This is a genomic window from Bdellovibrionales bacterium (assembly GCA_018266295.1).
Classification (GTDB): Bacteria; Bdellovibrionota; Bdellovibrionia; order Bdellovibrionales; family Bdellovibrionaceae; genus JACMRP01.
The window spans coordinates 99,754-116,477 of the sequence record JAFEAQ010000008.1 but is presented as its reverse complement, the minus strand read 5'-3'; the positions used below and the strand labels follow the sequence as shown (position 1 = coordinate 116,477).

Genomic DNA, 16,724 nt, shown 5'->3' with positions numbered 1-16,724 from the left:
AAGATCCACTTTTGCATGTGGATCTTATCGGAAAAAAGTAGGTTCGCTCAAAAAACTAAAGAGCATTTATCAAGACCTAGGTCCTGGAATTACTTGTTCCTGGTAAACTCGAAGAACGGAATTACGCCCTGAGCTTCCAAGTTTTCTTCTTTGGTATCCGGTAATCTGAAGATTTCATACATTTGCAGGCGGAGAACATTGCCGGTGACGTAAGCGCGAGCTTTTTCCTGACGAATATCTTCTCGGTCCGTGTACTCAATGTTTAGTTTTAAATTTTGCTCGTTGCTGCTTTGAACTGTGTAACGAAATGCAGACGAAGTGCTTTTATCTTTCTTCGTGCAACGGAGATCTTTAAAGATATCACACTGATAAGTGCCCACACCTTTTTGAAAAGTGTAGTTACAAATCTTGCCGGTGTTTGAGGTCGCTTGCGGCGAACAGAACCCCAGCCACTTCCCTTCAATGCCATCGGCAGTTTTCGCTCCGGCAGCGTTGACCTGCAAAGCAGTGACTATCAATGAAATTGCTAAAACGAGACCCTTCATACAAAGCTCCCTTGCTATTCTTAGGCTAACAAAGCTCTGGGGCCGACCAAAATAAATTATTCCGGAGTGATTCCTGTCGCGAGAGACCTGGACCTAATTAAGACCTCAGTGGGGAAATCGAACGGTACTGACACGACTCGAGATGGTTCCTCTAGGCACCATTTCAGTCGGACACACATTCGATGGTTTCACACGGTTTTTCAGAAGAAATTTTGAAAACTGAATATTATGGAGACTAGGGGGAATAAATGGACCAGAAGAACCGCATCCGAAGCGCACTTTTGCTCGTCATCGCTTTCGCTCCAATGCTGCTTCTCTTTCAAAACTGCGCACCCGCAAAAGTTTCAGGAAGTATTTCATCCACATCAAACTCACCTTCAACTCCAGTTGCCGAGGACAATACACCTCTTACTCCAAACAACACGGGTTCCACACCGGTGCCGACTCCTGTGCTCACGCCAACGCCCCTACAAACTCCAACGCCAGTTCCGACAATGACTCCGGTGATGACACCGACTCCAACACCGACACCAAAACCAACTCCGGCGATAACTCCGACTCCGACGCCCACACCCACTCCAACGCCGGTAGCAACGCCGACAATGGTCCCTGCGACTGCGATGGCAATAAGAACTTACGAAGGTGCTTGCTTGGATGTCTATCAAGGACTCACAGGCGATGGCGCGGCTATTATTCAGTATGATTGCAACGGTGGCATCAATCAAAAATTTAGTTTTAACTCGTTAGGCAGTTCGACTTACATGCTTGTCGCCAATGCCAGCAACAAATGTCTCGATGTCGGCGGAGCCTCGACAACAAGCGGTTCAAGTGTTTTGCAATGGTCGTGCACAGCGGGAGCTTTGAATCAAACGTGGCAATATATTAGTAACGGTGATGGCAGTTTCAAACTGAAAGATATGAATAGTCAGAAATGCCTGACCTATCCGGCATTCGATCCTGCCGGTGATCTTGGGCAGCAACTTTATATTTCAACTTGTAGTGCAACCAAGACGAATCAGCTCTTCTTTTTCTAATGTCCCAAAACATGCAGATCGGCCCCCAATCCCTCCGCCTGCATGTGTTCCAAATAAAAAACCCGCCGTAGCAATAGCGACGGCGGGTTTCCTTTTTTTGAACTTAATCTGGCATAGTCCGGTTTTGGGCCGCTGGCCCGCCACCTCCTGCGCTTCCGCGCACTAGTGCTTAGATTTTTTGTCTGACTTTTCAGATTTCTCTGCTTTGTCCGCTTTCTTTGCAGACTTTGCAGCTGGTGTTGCTTCTTCAGCGTGTGCTTCAGCTTCAGAGCCTTCAGCGCCCGCTTCTGGAGTCGACATCAAAAGTTTGCCGATACCGTGTGAAGCCAAGATCTTCGCGCGAAGCTCTTTCATCAACTCTGGGTGATCTTTCAAGAACTGCTTCGCTTGGTCGCGGCCTTGACCCATGCGCTCACCATTGTGTGAGTACCATGCGCCAGACTTCTCGATGAAGTTTGCAGTTGTTGCCAAGTCGAGCAAGTCGCCCGCCTCAGAGATCCCTTCACCGTACATCAAGTCGAATTCAACTTTCGTGAACGGAGGTGCCATCTTGTTCTTCACAACTTTCACCGCAGTACGGTTTCCAGTCACGTCCTCACCGTTTTTGATCGCGCCCACACGGCGTACATCCAAACGAACAGAAGCGTAGAACTTCAATGCATTACCACCCGTTGTCGTCTCTGGGTTACCGAACATCACGCCGATTTTCATACGGATCTGATTGATGAAGATAACAAGAGTGTTTGAACGAGCAATCACACCTGTCAATTTACGAAGAGCTTGTGACATCAAACGAGCTTGAAGACCCATGTGGCTGTCGCCCATTTCGCCTTCGATCTCGGCACGTGGAACCAAGGCAGCTACGGAGTCGACAACAAGAACGTCGATCGCGCCAGAGCGAACCAAAGTTTCAGTGATCTCAAGAGCCTGCTCACCCGTGTCTGGTTGAGAGATCAAAAGATCTTCTGTGTTAACACCCAATTTACGAGCGTAGTTTACGTCCAAAGCATGTTCTGCATCGACGAAAGCAACAACGCCGCCCTTTTTCTGAGCTTGAGCGATTGTCGACAATGCAATCGTTGTTTTACCAGAAGATTCAGGACCGTAGATTTCTACGATACGACCTTTTGGCAAACCGCCGATACCCAAAGCGATATCCAAGCTCAATGCGCCTGTGCTGATCGCTTCAACGTCTTTTACAAGACTGTCATTTTCTCCTAAACGCATGATGGAGCCTTTACCGAATTGCTTTTCAATCGTTGAAACCGCCAATTCGAGGGCTTTCACCTTTTCTCCGTGAGCTTTTTGATCGCCAGACTCTTTTTCTTTAGTAGGAGCTGCCATTTTATTCCTTCCTCACCCCCATCCCCGGGAGTGAACCTGTTGTTAGAACTGTTAAATTTTTAAACTCGCAATCACAAATTCCAGCGCAAAGCGGACAGAAGCTTGTTGAACTTCCTCGCGGCCACCGGAGAAGTGCTTGCGCACTGAAACCTCTTTAGTTTCTCCGTTAGCAACTCCGGGGCCACTGACTGCAAAGCATACAGTGCCTACTGGCTTGTCCGGGGTTCCACCCGTCGGACCAGCTATTCCGGTAATTGCAACCGCAACGTCGACTTTTAACTGCTTGCGCGCTCCTTGCGCCATTTGACGAGCGATGGATTCGCTCACAGCACCTTCATCCTTTAAAGTGCTGGCTGAGACCTCCAACAAATCCATTTTGGCTTCGTAGGAGTAACTCACTATGGACCCCATAAAGACATCCGAAACACCTGGTAAAGCGGTCAGGGTCGCGGAAAGAAGTCCACCGGTACAACTCTCAGCAAATCCGATTTTCAGAGTGCGTGAGCGAAGTAACCTCAAAAGTTCCTGCAGGAGAATGCCGGTTTGATAATCATTCATGAAGTGAACACCATGACCTGAGCACCTAACCAATCGGTGTGCTGATAGAGATATTGCAAAATTATACTCGCGATAATTCCTGCTGCGACATCATCAAGCACAACCCCGAGTCCCCCCGGAATTTTCTTATCTAAATATCCTATGGGAAAAGGCTTGAAGATGTCCAGCACTCGAAATAATAAAAAGCCCGCCAGCATTGCTTTCCATGTCATGGGAAGCCATGTCATCGCGATCATAAAGCCCAGCACCTCATCGATCACGATTTCTTTGTGATCGTGGCCGCCCTTATCGTCTTCGTAGACCTGAGCAGAAATGACTGCCAGCGGTAAAAGAATGATCACGAACGCCATGTAAACAAGTGGGCCTGCCCACGAAAGCAGCAAAACCAGCGGAATCGTCGCCACAGTTCCGGCCGTCCCGGGTCCCTTCGGAAAGAAACCGACGCCGAAAAATGTCGCTAAGTTTTTAAGGAATTTTCTAAGCCCTTGAGCGTTTTCAAGCATTTTTATCTCGTTCAACAATTCTACGTCCACAAATGGTGTCTCAAATTGAGATTCCCTTGGGGAATCCTCTGAGCAAACAACCCCTTATGTTATACTTTGATCATGAGACTCATACCACGAGTATTTATACTTGCTGCGATCTTTATGCTGTTCATCAGCTACCAGAATTTCTCGAGCGTCAGCCCGAGCGATTGGGATTCGACGAGCTCTCTTAAAATCATCAATGAAATGAATGCCTTTCAAGCTCACGACAAAGTTCCGGAAACTCTCGCCACGCCCCAAGGTGGGAGTGATTTTGAATCCGTCCGCAATGATTGGATGCAGCGCCAAGGTTCCATTTTATTGAATGGCTACGATAAAAAACTTGAAAAAGCGATGAACGATAAACTGAACTCGTGGGTTCAGGATATCACTCACAAAGACGACACCGAAAACGAAGCTCCTTCGCCGGGACAGAGTGCTGCTGCCAACTCTTCTCAGCCGGTCCAGGCGTCCTCTGACTCCCATAAAACCAGACAGAATCTCCGCTTCATGCGAGTCAATTCTTTGAAATACGAACTCGGCGAAAACACCTGCATGAATTTTACCGCCGATCCGGGTAACACCCGCGTCGATCTCTCACAGACTCTCAGCCACAACACCAAATTCGGTGTTGAGCACCGTACCGCCGACAGCAAAACGCAAATGTTCCTAAAATACGAATGGTAGAATAAGTGCCAGGCCCTGTTTCCGGACGCAGCGCGTGCGGAACTCCCCTCTATCTCCACTCTCGAAAAAATGCTAAAACCTTGGGATGTCGCAACCGACGTCGTCAACCCCTTACAGCCATAAAAGTTACGCTAAACGCAAGGTCATGGACCTCGTAGCGATGCGTGACCATTCCGAACTGGAATTGCGTAAGAAGCTCAAAGAATACTTCCGCCGCAATCTCATGTTCCGCAAACGGGCTGCTCAAAAAGACGGTCGCGAATTCACCGAAGACACTGAAGAGAATCGCAAAGAGATCGCAGAGGCGATCGAGAATGCGATTCAATTTGCCCGCGATAACAAGTGGCTCGGTGATGAAGAGGTCCTTGCCGGCAAAATGGCAGGGATTCTTCACCGTAAAAACAAGGGCATTGCCTACATCAATAACAAACTCAAAGAAAAGGGCCTTCCCGCGGTTTCTACAGATCGTGATTTGGAACTTGAAAAGGCCCTCACTCTTGTGAAGAATAAATTTTCCGGTTTTGAAGCTTTGTCTTACGAAGACAAACGCAAAGAACAGGCCCGGGTCGCACGCTTTTTAGCGGCGCGGGGATTTGATCCAGATACTGTGCGAAAGGTGATTTATGAAGAGCTCTGAAATCAGAAGCGCGTTTATTAACTACTTCAAAAAGAACGGCCACACCGTGGTGCCTTCTTCTTCTTTGATTCCTGAAAACGATCCGACTCTGCTCTTCGCGAACGCCGGCATGAATCAGTTCAAGAACACTTTCTTAGGTCTTGAAAAACGCGATTACACTCGCGCCGTGACAGCTCAAAAATGCGTCCGCGCCGGTGGTAAACACAATGACTTGGAAAACGTCGGCTTCACAGCTCGTCACCACACATTCTTTGAAATGATGGGGAACTTCTCTTTCGGCGATTACTTCAAGAAAGACGCGATTCACTTTGCGTGGGAATTCCTCACAAAAGAACTCAAAATTCCAAAAGAGAAACTCTATGTGACTGTTCACTTGTCTGACGATGAAGCTGCAGACATTTGGCACAACCAAGAAGGCGTTCCTCGCGAGCGCATCTTCCGTTTCGACAAAGACAACTTCTGGAAAATGGGCGACACAGGCCCTTGCGGTCCTTGTACTGAGATCTTCTACGATCACGGCCCAAAAGCCGGTAAAGAATCCGATCCTTACAAAGGGATCGCAGCTGGTGAAGACCGCTTCGTTGAAATCTGGAACTTGGTCTTCATGCAATACTTCGAGAATCCTCCGGGCACGATGACTCCACTTCCGAAACCGTCTGTCGATACTGGCGGCGGTCTCGAGCGTATGACGGCAGCAATGCAAGGTAAGTTTAATAACTACGATACAGACTTATTCGCACCGATGATTGAGCGCGCTTGCAAAATCGGCGGCTTCGAATACATCACTGACGTTGACGTGCTTGCAAAAAATCCTGAAGTTCGCGAGCGCACAGCCGCGATCCGCGTTTTGGCGGATCACTGCCGTTCGACTGGATTCCTTATTGCCGACGGCGCTTTGCCTTCGAATGAAGGCCGCGGCTACGTTCTTCGCCGTATCATGAGACGCGCAATCCGTTTCGGTCATAAGCTCAATGACAAACACTCGTTCTTGCCAGCGATGGTTGAATCGTTGATCGACCATATGGGTGATGTTTACCCTGAGTTGAAAGCTCGCAAGCAAATCATCCTGACGACTGTGAAGGATGAAGAGACTCGCTTTATGGCGACTCTGGATCAAGGCTCACACATCTTGAATGATGAAATCGCGAAAGCTCAGGCCAAAGGCCAAAAATCTCTCTCTGGTGAAGTTATTTTCAAACTCTATGACACCTACGGATTCCCTGCTGATTTGACGGCTTTGATTGCTGCCGAAAAAGGTATGACAGCCGATGAAGCTGCTTTCGAAAAAGAAATGGAGGCCGCTCGTACCAAAGCTCGCGCCTCTTGGAAGGGCAAAGGCATGCAGGCTGACGAAGCTCACCTGATCAAGTTCGCCCAAGATACTGCGACCAAAAGTGGTCCAACCCAATTCACTGGCTATGACTCTATGGCTGGTCAGTGCAATGTTGTGGCTCTTTCTGATGGTACAAAAACTGTGACAAGCTTGAAGGCGGGTCAGTCCGGCTTAGTGATCTTGAACAAGACCCCGTTCTATGCTGAGGGTGGCGGTCAGGTCGGCGACCAAGGCACCATGAAAAATGATTCGACGACTTTGGAAGTACATAACACCACGAAGTCTTCGGATGTTCACATTCACCACGTGGAAATGGTTTCCGGCGAAATCAAAGTTGGCGACACAATGCATGTGCAAGTGGCTGAAAGTGCTCGTCGCAATACCATGTCGAATCACTCTGCAACTCACTTGATGCACGCGGCTCTTCGTAAGGTTTTGGGACCTCACGTGACTCAAGCCGGATCTTTAGTAGACCCGACCCGTACACGTTTTGACTTTACTCACAACAAGGCCCTCACAGCGGAAGAAATTGCACAAATCGAAAGCCTCGTGAATGACGAGATCGGCAAAGCCGTCGACGTTCAGGTGGATAACATGAGCCACAAAGCAGCGATCGCAAAAGGCGCCATGGCTTTGTTCGGTGAAAAGTACGGCGACAACGTCCGCGTTCTTACGATGGGCGATTTCTCGTGCGAACTTTGCGGCGGTACTCACGTAAAAAACACGTCTCAGATTCGCATGTTCAAAGTGGTTTCCGAGGGCGGCGTGAGCGCCGGCGTTCGTCGTATCGAAGCTATTACCGGTGACCTTGCGGTTCAGTACGCACTTTACGGAATTCAGCAGAATCAACAAGCCCGCGTGGCTGCAGGCTTAGAATCTGCATGGTCGCACTTCTCTACAAGCGCAAGCACCGATACATCGCTGGCTCCTTGGATTGAAAACAAAAAGACCGAGATCAAGAACCTTGAAAAAGAAATCAAAAAACTCCAAGGTGGTCAAATCAACGTCGACGATCTTGCCAGCAAGGCTCAGAACTTTACGACAAAAGCAGGCGCTGCGAAGCTCGTTCTTGCAGATGTCGCTTTGGATGATCGTCAAGTCTTGGCTGAAGTAACGGACCACTTGAAAAACAAGATCCAAAAAGGGATCGTGGTTGTGATCGGCCAAGGCGATGGTTCACATCCAGTGATCGTCTCCGTCAGCAAAGACATCTCGACAGAATATTCTGCCGGGAACTTGTTGAAAGAGGTCGCGGCAGTGATGGGCGGTAAAGGCGGAGGTCGCCCAGACTTCGCTCAAGGCGCGGCTCCGGATCGCACGAAGATCGCCGATGCCTTCAAAAAAGTGCAGCAGATGGTCGGCTTGCAATAAGCCCTCTTGAGAATTCAAAAAATAAATTTTTAAGCTGAAATACAAAAAGAAAAAGGCCCTTTCGAGGGCCTCTTTTATTTCTCACGTTGCTAGCGGACTCATCGCCCACTCAATGAACTTACTTAGAAACAACTTGGAACTCGCACTTCTTAGCAGCCAAGTTGTTTTGAACATGGGCCAAGAAACCCTGAAGCAAGTCTTTCGATTCACCACAGAGGTCAGGACCCTTATGGCAACCACTCATAGACTCACCCAAAGCCAGCTCTGAATCCGAGAAGTGAAGTTTTGCATAAGGGAATTTGTATTCCATTGTGCAGTTGAGGTTTTCATCCACCGCAGCTTTGTCTTCACACACTTTAGATGAAGCAAGGATACTGCGCAATTCGCTCATATCTGAAGAAGACAGGCAGTATTGAACACCTGCAACGACTTCATTGTTTTGATCTACGACGTGAACTACGCCGGTTTTAACGTCGATTTCAAGGTGATGGCTAGCGAATGTCGAAGTTGGTTTTGACTGAGTAATATCAGCCTGAAGCTGAGCTTCGAGATAAGCACTCTCCGGAATTTCGAGCGCCTCAGTTTGAGACACGTCGACCTTCTCAGCAGGAGTAACCTCCGCCGGATTGCTTAAAGCATCGTTATTAACGTTATCGGAGAGCTGATTGCGGCTGCAATTTTGAAAGCCTACAACGAGGCAAAATGCGAAACCTGCAAATACGTACCTTTTCATTAATCCCCCAACGTGATTGCTTCTTTCAGTGTTTTAGAATGCAATCCCGATACCGACTCTCGTCTTAATATATTCGGCTAGGGCGGCTAGAAACTTGACGCTGTCTACGGTACTTATTAGCAATTCTCACTCTGAAACGCCGGGAATTTCCGTGACAGAGCCGTAACCAGAACTTCAAGGGTTCTCCATTGCTGGGATATGTGAATTGAAATAGCGTGAGGCCCACAAAAACAACTGACAACCACTTAAGGGGTCTCAAAATGAAAAAAGCTATTTTCGGTCTCGCATTGCTTGCTGGTTTTTCTGCTCATGCGGCACAAGTTCCTGTATTCAAGTGCACTGTTCCTGCAAAAACTTCGACGGTCACCGTAGACATCGCTGTCTCAGATAGTGAAGCGGTTGATTTCGTCACGATCGACGTAAACGACAAATCGGTTTCAAACTTATTCATGCAGATGGAAAAAGGCAGCTTCCAAAAGCAAGTGGATGCCGGCCAAGTAACGACACTGGCATTGGGCGATCAATTCCAGCAAGGCGATGACGGCGTGATCCGCGACGCCGGCGTCTTGGCAGTGGGCCTCGACAACGGCAAGTGGTCGGGCTTGCTCTCAGCAAAGGGCAACGTGTATCCGCTTGAGTGCACGAAATTGTAGTTAGCACTGAAAATAAAAAACGAAAAAGCCCGCACGAGCTCCCCCTCTGCGGGTTTTTTTGTGTCTTGAATTTGCGAGTCTGTGGTGGCTCCGCACTTCTTTCTCCATCCATGTGAATCGAGGCCCCAGCCTCGAGCTCCGCGTACTGACGGCCATCCAGGCCGTCAGTTCTCCGTACAGTGAAGACAAGTACTGATGCCGATATATTTTTCTTAAGTTACGTCGAAAGGTCGGCCACGACGGCCGACCTTTACGGGGTTCGGGGCAGTCGCCCCGACTGCAGGATGCAGGAAGATCTGCGGAGCCATCCCAAACTCCCAAACCCAATATAAAAACTCTGATCCGGAAAAGCGACCTGGTACCTTTTCAGAATCCAACCCACCGACGAGCAGGCTGAAGGCCGGCCTCGTCGGGCAAAAAAAAAGAGGATCTGTTTCCAGATCCTCTTTCCGAGTTTTGATACAAACAAAACGATTAGCGTTTTGAGTATTGGTAGCGACGACGAGCGCCCGCTTTTCCGTACTTCTTACGCTCAACCATACGAGGGTCGCGAGTAACGAAGCCAGCTTTTTTCAACACAGTTTTGAACTCTGGGTTGAAAGCAACAAGTGCGCGAGTGATACCGTGACGAACAGCACCTGCTTGACCGTTTTCACCGCCACCAGCAACTGTTACACGAACGTCGAACTTGTCAGTTTGTCCAACAGCATCGATTGGTTGCAAGATTACCATGCGAGATTGCATTCTCTTAAGGTAGTCGTTTGCTTTTTTGCCGTTGATTGTGATGGTGCCTTTACCAGGCTTCAAGAAAACACGTGCTGAGCTCGTTTTTCTTCTTCCAGTAGCGTAGTAGAATTTTTCTGCTGCTGCCATTGACTATACCCTTCTTAGTTCTTGCCTGTTGGAACAGTGTATACTGCTGGTTTTTGAGCAGCATGTGGGTGCTCACCGCCAGTGTAGAGTTTCAATTTACCAATCACATCGCGAGAAAGCTTGTTTGTAGGAAGCATACCGCGAACCGCTTCGTGGATGATGAAAGTAGAATCTTCTGCTTGCATTTGAGCAGCAGTTTTCTCTTTCAAAGAACCGAAGAAACGAGAGTGTCTGTAATATTTTTTAGCTGTTGCTTTGTTGCCAGTAAGTTCAGCTTTATCCGTGTTGATAACAACAACGAAATCGCCTGTGTCTACGTTAGGAGTGAAGATTGGCTTGTTTTTTCCACGGAGGAGAGTTGCTACGTGAGTAGCCAAACGACCTACTTTCAAACCAGTAGCATCGATAACGTGCCATTTTCTTTCAACTTCATCGGCTTTTGCATTCCAAGTCTTCATGATGACTCCAAAAATAACTATATCTTCTTAATTTCTAAGCAAAACGTTTGCGAGGCACAGTAGATACATTCTTTGCCCCAAAACTGCAAGAAGGGATGTTTTAAATTTCGCGGCACCTAATGTCAAGATCTCGAGGATAATAAACGCGCATTAAATAGAGACCCTCGGCCGCCGCCGTCGGCCCGGCCTGTTTGCGGTCCAGGGCCGCTATAATGTCTTTCATGGATTCCGGCTGGAAACCCTTTTTTTCAAGCATTAGCTGGGTTCCCACGATGTTGCGAACCATCTGCTTCATGAAGCCATTGCCGGTGATCGTGAACTGCAAAAGGCCCGGTTTGCGCCACTCCCAGTCCGCTTGGTAGATCTCGCGGATGGTGCTTTTGAGTTCTGTGCCGACTGACTGAAAGCTCTTAAAGTCTTGTTTTCCCAAAAGAAACCGGGAACTCTCCTGAAGGTGCTCAAGCTTAATAGGCAATCTTGCCCAGTCCGCATAACGATGCATGATCGCCCCGGCGCGCGGCTTATTATATATAAGATACCGATAGGTTTTGCGCTCCGCTGACAAAGTCGCATGGAAATCCGGGGGCGCCAACCAGGCTTTTTTGACCGAAATCGACTTCGGAAGGTGGGGTCGGAGGGCCCAAGCCATGTCCCAATTCTCGAGGCGGCTCAGTGGACGCGCCGTATCGAAATGACAAACTTGGCCGATGGCGTGAACTCCGGCATCGGTTCGGCCGCTGGCAGATAGAGTAATTTTTTCCTGGAAGACCTTGCACAGAGCCTCTTCGAGGGTCTGTTGGACGCTTTTGTTCGGCATGTGGTTTTGTTTTTGCCACCCGCAAAAGTCAGTGCCGTCATAGGATACGAGGAATCGGATTCTCTGCATGGGCGATCTTATAGCAGAACTGGGCTTAGAAGTCAGCGCTGATTCCGATACTCATGATTCCACCGGTGAAATCAAGGTCCTCGGAAAAAGCTTTTTGATAACGGTATTCGGCCACAATCCAGAGATTGCCGACGCCGTATTCGCTGTCGAGGTTAAACGCCATGCTCTTATCAATCGCCGTCAGATTAAACATCAAACCGCCGGCGCCGTAAGCAGCCGGAGTGCCGCTGAAGTTATTCTTATCATCGTCACGCATTTCTGCGACGGCAATATAGCTTCCGCCGCCTGAAATATAAGGAGCGATCCACTGACGTTTGAAATATTCCAAGCGATATATAAGCCCCAGATTCAGAGGCAGAATCACAAAGGTGTATTTCTCTTGAGCCTGCGCCCCGTTTTTCAAGAAGTGACCATGTCCATTTGCCATCGCGAAATCAAAACCTGTTTGCACGCCGAGTTTGCCAAAGCCGGTGAATGGCTGCCACTCGTAATCAAACATCAAAGTCCCGATCGAGCTGCTGCCGTACATGCCTTTGAAATCCGTATAGCCATCCGCTGAAACGATCTTCGGTGGATCCATCATCCCAAAACGCACAATCCCTGTCTGATTTTTCGGAGTGGTTTTGATCTTGTAAACGTAGGTTCCATCTTGCTCGATGCGAATCAGACCTTTTTTTGCATCCGGGTGATGAATCAGCTTCACACCTTTTTGCGGAGTTCTGTCCACTTCATCAGTTGCCGAAGAAGTGTAGCCAGTCGCGACTTTCTTTGGCTGTTGTTTCTTAGGAGCCGCTTGCTGAACAGGCGGGTTTTCTGCTGACCAGTCATCCAAAGTAGATTGCGAAGCTGCCGGAGGCTGGGAGTTTGTCGGTGCAGGACTCACAGGAATAGCGTTGGTTGCTGTCGGGTCTTCACCAAGGACAGAATCAAATTCATTGCTATCTGTATAAGGTGGTTCACGTGGCGGGGCTTCTTGAGGAGCGGCAAAAGCATGCGCGCTGAAGGTTGCTACTGCAGCAACCATAAACGCTTTCACAAAAATCTTCACGCGTTCCCCCTCAAAGAGCTTCTATTGCGAAGGGCCCACAGAGTGAATTTTGCTAAGAGTGCCGTACCTAAAAGAGCCACAAGAAATGCCGGAATAATGCCGATCCAAAGACTGAGTTTTACAAACAGAAGCACAGGCCAAAGCCCCATAACGCTCGCCGTTTTCAAAGCTTCGCTATGAGAAATCCATTCCGCCGCTTCTGGACCAAACTTGTAATAGAGTTTCACCAAAGACTGCCCCGCTGAGTTCGTCAGAAGGTACTTGTTACGAAACTCACGGAAAGTTTGAACTTCCGGAGCCATCGAGCTGCCGTACGTCGCTGTCGCGATAAAGCAGTGCTTGTCATCCAAAAGACCGACAACTTGTGAAGGTGTTGCACAGACTTTCGAGGCCGTGCCCAAAACCGTTTGATCTGCGAAATACATGATGTTGCCGGTGATATCCATGCTCGCCAAAGAGAAGCAATAGTTGACATCGTTTTGCAAACCACGAATACGCGGGTCAGAAATACTTGGCGGACTTGGCGAGTTGTTTTGCAAATTCAAAACAACATTGTCTGCATTATTAGGAATCGCCTTCGCGTCAGCCACACCCTCTTGATAGAACATCACCACACGGTTGTATTTCACGTTAGAGTCGGCCGTTACGAGGTCATAGCTGGAAGCTGCGTAATTAAGGATATAAACTTTTTCATCACCAGCAGTCACATTATAGTCGCAGATGCCTTGAGTGGTATCTGTCGGAGTTGTTCCTACTGGGCAGTTTGTAACTGTTGCGCTGGTACCAGCTTCGGTCACAATCGAGCGTAAAACCAAAGTGAAATCTACTTTCTCTTCGAGTTCACCATCGTTGTTATTGTCAATCCCTGCACTCAGGGTGACACCGGAAAATCCAGTGGCGCAGGTTGAATTCGTCGCACCAACGATATTCTTGCAAAGGCTGCTCCATTTGATCTCGATAGTAAACGGTTGTCCCGTAGCCAATGTTGGGGCTGTCGTATTGTCAGGCGTATAAAAAGAAGCTGTCGAGCCACTTCCGGACAGGCGATAAAGAATGCGTGGAGTTCCTTGGAAGGTCGCTGTAGTCGATGAAACTAAAGTGATTCGTAAAACCAAGTCGGGATAGATCGAAGTTTGATTGCACCACTTCTGATTAGTCCCAACAAAGGAGCCGTCACAGGAATTACAAGTGGAGCTATTATCTCTTTGGTTCGTAGCGCATCCGCCCGAGTCGCCTGCATAACCACCGTAAATAACTGGTATTGTGGTAGAGCCGGAGCTATTCGTGCTTGCTGGCACGAAATAGGAAAGGCCCGTAGGAGCCGCGTCGCCAGAAAGCCGCATCCCTGATGTCGTTGGGGTCGGCGTTGGCGAGGCTGTTTGTGCCGCCGCAAAGCTGCCAACCACGAGGGATGAGATTAGAATAAGTTTTGAAATAATCGTCCGTGATACTTCCACATATTTATGAGATCACGCCTGGGGCTTGATGTCAAAAATATGCTCGGCGATTTGGATTCCATTCAAAGCAGCGCCCTTGCGAATGTTGTCCGACACCACCCACATGAGCCACATATAAGGGTTCTCCGGGTCTCTGTGGATGCGTCCGACGTAAACAGGATCTTGCCCTGACACATTGCGTGGAGTTGGATACACAGATTTCTGTGTCTCATCTTGAATCACGAGACCTTGGAAGCTCTTCATCGTTTCCACAATGTTGGCGCGATCCGTTTTCTGCTTGAGCGTCACCCACACCGATTCACTGTGGGCATTGAGCGCCGGAACACGCACGGTGAATGCCGACACTTTCAAGTCTGGAAGGCCGAGGATTTTGCGTGTTTCCTTCATAATTTTCACTTCTTCAGAGCAGAAGCCTTCATCGTTGAAAGAACCGATTTGCGGAATGCAATTGAACAGAATTGGATGCGGGAATGTCGTGTGCTTTGGCGACGGATTCTTGTAATCCTCGGTTTGATTGAGCAACTCATCGTAGCCCGCGATCCCCGCACCACTCACCGCTTGGTAAGAACTGACACGCACTTCTTCAAGGCCGAATTTGTCTGCGAGCGGCTTCATGGCGACAACCAACTGAATGGTGGAGCAATTCGGATTTGCGATCACTTGCGGCTGAGATTTCGAGTTGACGAGGTGGCCATTCACTTCAGGCACGATCAAGTGGATTGATGGATCCATGCGGAAAGCGGCTGAGTTATCGATGGCAAAAGCGCCGGCCTTTGCCGCTAGCGGAGCCCACTCTTTACTGATGTCATCGCCTGAAGAGAAGAACACAAGATCCAAACCGTCGAAGCAGCCTGGTTTTAAAGTCTGAACAGTCCAATCTTGGCCTTGCACGTGAATCTTCTTACCTGCAGAGGCATCACTGGCAAACGGGCGAAGTTCCGCCATAGGGAACTTGCGCTCTTCGAGGATGTTCATGAACGTTTGGCCTACCATTCCGGTAGCGCCGACAACACCGACTTTAAGGTTTTTTCTCATCTTTCGCTTTTTCCGTTTCTTCGTCTTCTTCAACGAGATCTTCTTCGTTGGTTTGCGCTGGAGCGTACACGCTAGGACGGATCCTGCGGGCATTTTTTCCTAACTTAAAGACGCCGAAAACGGCACCGAGAACAGCGTAACCGAAGAAGAGAACAAAGAGCATGACCTCCGGACGGAGAGCCACGACCACGATTACACCAACACCCAAAAGCAAATAACGGAATGGAAGACGTTCTTTCAAATCCAAATCTTTGAAGCTGCGATAGCGGAAGTTACTCACCATCACGAGCGCCAAGAGGATTGTCATAATGAGAAGGCCGATGTTACCGCTGGCCTCCATCTCGAGATCTTGAACCGCCAAAATTGACGAAGCCACGATCCCCGCCGCCATTGGAATTGGCAAACCTTGGAAGTAGTTTTTCTCAACAATACCGGCTTGAACATTGAAACGCGCCAGGCGAAGAGCACCGCAGGTTGCGAACAAGAAGCACGCAATCCAACCAAGGCGACCGAACGGATTCAAAGCCCATTGATACAACATAATTGCCGGAGCCACCCCGAAGCTGACCAAGTCACAGAGGGAGTCGTATTCAGCACCAAATTTTGATGTTGAACGAGTCAGACGTGCCAAACGGCCGTCAAGCAAGTCAAACACCGCTGCCGCAACGATCGCGTAAGCACCATAGAGGAAGTTTGATTTCAAAGCTTGGATGATCGCGAAGAAACCGAAGAACAAGTTCCCCGTCGTCATCAAATTCGGAAGAACGTAGATGTAGATCGCCAGCTTCTTGCCGGCGGGTTCATTCGATTCAGCAGGAGTTGTTGGATAATTTGCCATAGAAATCTTCCTTTGATTTTGCTTTAAGCCGCAAAAAGGCCGAATAGATAAAATAAAATATAAAGCCCGAAGCCACTCAATACCGGCAACGTGAAATTATCATCCATTTTACCGATAGGAATCAATTCCGCCAAAGCCCCAATGAGGCCGGCCAAGAGACTCACAACGATCACTCGATCGATCATGATATTGAAGTAACTCAAGAAAATCGCTGTCAAAAGTGCGCAGACACCGAACGCCGCCATGAACCCTTGAATGGATTTGTGACCGAAAACTTTGTCCTTACCGTATTTGATCCCCACGAACGAAGCGATCGGATCCGCAAATGCCAGGAACAACAAGGTCAATGCCACCACCGGGCGTGGGAACAAAGCCACGATCACGCAAACGCCACTCAGTAAGTACGTCGTACCGGCGATTCTGTGAATTTCGTGGGTGCGCATGATCGGTTTAAAAGCGTGAACCATCCAGTCATTGAGGGCTGGATATCTATGACGGAGGAAGTCGATTGGCAGAAACAAAAGCGTCGCGATGGCCAAAATAGAATAAGAAACCATTTCGGGCGCAAGAACATAGACAGCAAACATGCCGAAGACTCCCGCCATGTGCCAAATTTTACGCGCCCAATGAATGTCAGACCGTTTCTTTAGTTCCAATTGATTCAAATTATCCAATACGTATTCTGTCATCGGCAGCCACCATAAAGGAAG

18 protein-coding genes are annotated in these 16,724 nt (G+C 48.7%); 5 read left to right on the top strand and 13 right to left on the bottom strand.

Going from position 1 to position 16,724, the window contains the following annotated elements:
• Positions 1-89: 89 nt before the first annotated feature.
• Positions 90-545 (bottom strand): hypothetical protein, encoded by a 456-nt coding sequence (locus JSU04_06550; GenBank protein ID MBS1969948.1) that lies wholly within the window; start codon positions 543-545, stop codon positions 90-92.
• 248 nt (positions 546-793) lie between these two features.
• Between JSU04_06550 and JSU04_06545 the strand changes: the two genes are divergently transcribed.
• Positions 794-1,579 (top strand): ricin-type beta-trefoil lectin domain protein, encoded by a 786-nt coding sequence (locus JSU04_06545; GenBank protein ID MBS1969947.1) that lies wholly within the window; start codon positions 794-796, stop codon positions 1,577-1,579.
• Between the two features lie 162 nt (positions 1,580-1,741).
• On the opposite strand, the gene recA is transcribed toward JSU04_06545, so the two are convergent.
• From recA to JSU04_06530, 3 genes are read right to left on the bottom strand one after another with little or no spacing between them, the layout of a single operon-like run.
• A complete protein-coding gene (recA, locus tag JSU04_06540; GenBank protein ID MBS1969946.1) occupies positions 1,742-2,923 on the bottom strand; it encodes a recombinase RecA in 1,182 nt (393 codons plus the stop codon).
• Positions 2,924-2,974: 51 nt separating this feature from the next.
• Positions 2,975-3,481, bottom strand: a complete 507-nt coding sequence (locus tag JSU04_06535; GenBank protein ID MBS1969945.1) for a CinA family protein — start codon at positions 3,479-3,481, stop codon at positions 2,975-2,977.
• Entirely contained in the window at positions 3,478-3,984 is a 507-nt protein-coding gene (locus JSU04_06530; protein MBS1969944.1) for a phosphatidylglycerophosphatase A, read from the bottom strand. The genes JSU04_06535 and JSU04_06530 overlap by 4 nt, the downstream gene beginning before the upstream one ends.
• A gap of 102 nt (positions 3,985-4,086) precedes the next feature.
• On the opposite strand from JSU04_06530, the gene JSU04_06525 reads away from it, so the two are divergent.
• From JSU04_06525 to alaS, 3 genes are all read left to right on the top strand, one after another.
• Positions 4,087-4,692 (top strand): hypothetical protein, encoded by a 606-nt coding sequence (locus JSU04_06525; protein ID MBS1969943.1) that lies wholly within the window; start codon positions 4,087-4,089, stop codon positions 4,690-4,692.
• Between the two features lie 145 nt (positions 4,693-4,837).
• On the top strand, positions 4,838-5,329 hold the full coding sequence (locus tag JSU04_06520; protein ID MBS1969942.1) for a RecX family transcriptional regulator: 492 nt from the start codon (positions 4,838-4,840) through the stop codon (positions 5,327-5,329).
• Positions 5,316-8,033 (top strand): alanine--tRNA ligase, encoded by a 2,718-nt coding sequence (gene alaS, locus JSU04_06515; GenBank protein MBS1969941.1) that lies wholly within the window; start codon positions 5,316-5,318, stop codon positions 8,031-8,033. The genes JSU04_06520 and alaS overlap by 14 nt, the downstream gene beginning before the upstream one ends.
• 118 nt (positions 8,034-8,151) lie before the next feature.
• On the opposite strand, the gene JSU04_06510 is transcribed toward alaS, so the two are convergent.
• On the bottom strand, positions 8,152-8,766 hold the full coding sequence (locus JSU04_06510) for a hypothetical protein (protein MBS1969940.1): 615 nt from the start codon (positions 8,764-8,766) through the stop codon (positions 8,152-8,154).
• A gap of 260 nt (positions 8,767-9,026) precedes the next feature.
• On the opposite strand from JSU04_06510, the gene JSU04_06505 reads away from it, so the two are divergent.
• Positions 9,027-9,419, top strand: coding sequence for a hypothetical protein (locus JSU04_06505; protein MBS1969939.1), 393 nt, complete (start codon positions 9,027-9,029; stop codon positions 9,417-9,419).
• A 474-nt stretch (positions 9,420-9,893) separates the two neighbouring features.
• Here the strand turns inward: JSU04_06505 and rpsI are convergent, their stop codons facing one another.
• From rpsI to JSU04_06465, 8 genes are all read right to left on the bottom strand, one after another.
• Entirely contained in the window at positions 9,894-10,292 is a 399-nt protein-coding gene (gene rpsI, locus JSU04_06500) for a 30S ribosomal protein S9 (protein ID MBS1969938.1), read from the bottom strand.
• 14 nt (positions 10,293-10,306) lie between these two features.
• On the bottom strand, positions 10,307-10,750 hold the full coding sequence (rplM, locus tag JSU04_06495) for a 50S ribosomal protein L13 (protein MBS1969937.1): 444 nt from the start codon (positions 10,748-10,750) through the stop codon (positions 10,307-10,309).
• 100 nt (positions 10,751-10,850) lie between these two features.
• Positions 10,851-11,636: a tRNA pseudouridine(38-40) synthase TruA gene (truA, locus tag JSU04_06490; protein MBS1969936.1), complete on the bottom strand. Its 786-nt coding sequence runs from the start codon at positions 11,634-11,636 to the stop codon at positions 10,851-10,853.
• Positions 11,637-11,661: 25 nt separating this feature from the next.
• Positions 11,662-12,684 (bottom strand): hypothetical protein, encoded by a 1,023-nt coding sequence (locus JSU04_06485; GenBank protein ID MBS1969935.1) that lies wholly within the window; start codon positions 12,682-12,684, stop codon positions 11,662-11,664.
• Positions 12,681-14,141 (bottom strand): hypothetical protein, encoded by a 1,461-nt coding sequence (locus JSU04_06480; GenBank protein ID MBS1969934.1) that lies wholly within the window; start codon positions 14,139-14,141, stop codon positions 12,681-12,683. The genes JSU04_06485 and JSU04_06480 overlap by 4 nt, the downstream gene beginning before the upstream one ends.
• Positions 14,142-14,153: 12 nt before the next feature.
• On the bottom strand, positions 14,154-15,176 hold the full coding sequence (locus JSU04_06475) for an aspartate-semialdehyde dehydrogenase (protein MBS1969933.1): 1,023 nt from the start codon (positions 15,174-15,176) through the stop codon (positions 14,154-14,156).
• Positions 15,160-16,014, bottom strand: coding sequence for a CDP-diacylglycerol--serine O-phosphatidyltransferase (pssA, locus tag JSU04_06470; protein ID MBS1969932.1), 855 nt, complete (start codon positions 16,012-16,014; stop codon positions 15,160-15,162). Before pssA ends, JSU04_06475 begins: the two co-directional genes overlap by 17 nt.
• A gap of 23 nt (positions 16,015-16,037) precedes the next feature.
• Entirely contained in the window at positions 16,038-16,703 is a 666-nt protein-coding gene (locus tag JSU04_06465; GenBank protein MBS1969931.1) for a hypothetical protein, read from the bottom strand.
• Between the last annotated feature and the right edge of the window lie 21 nt (positions 16,704-16,724).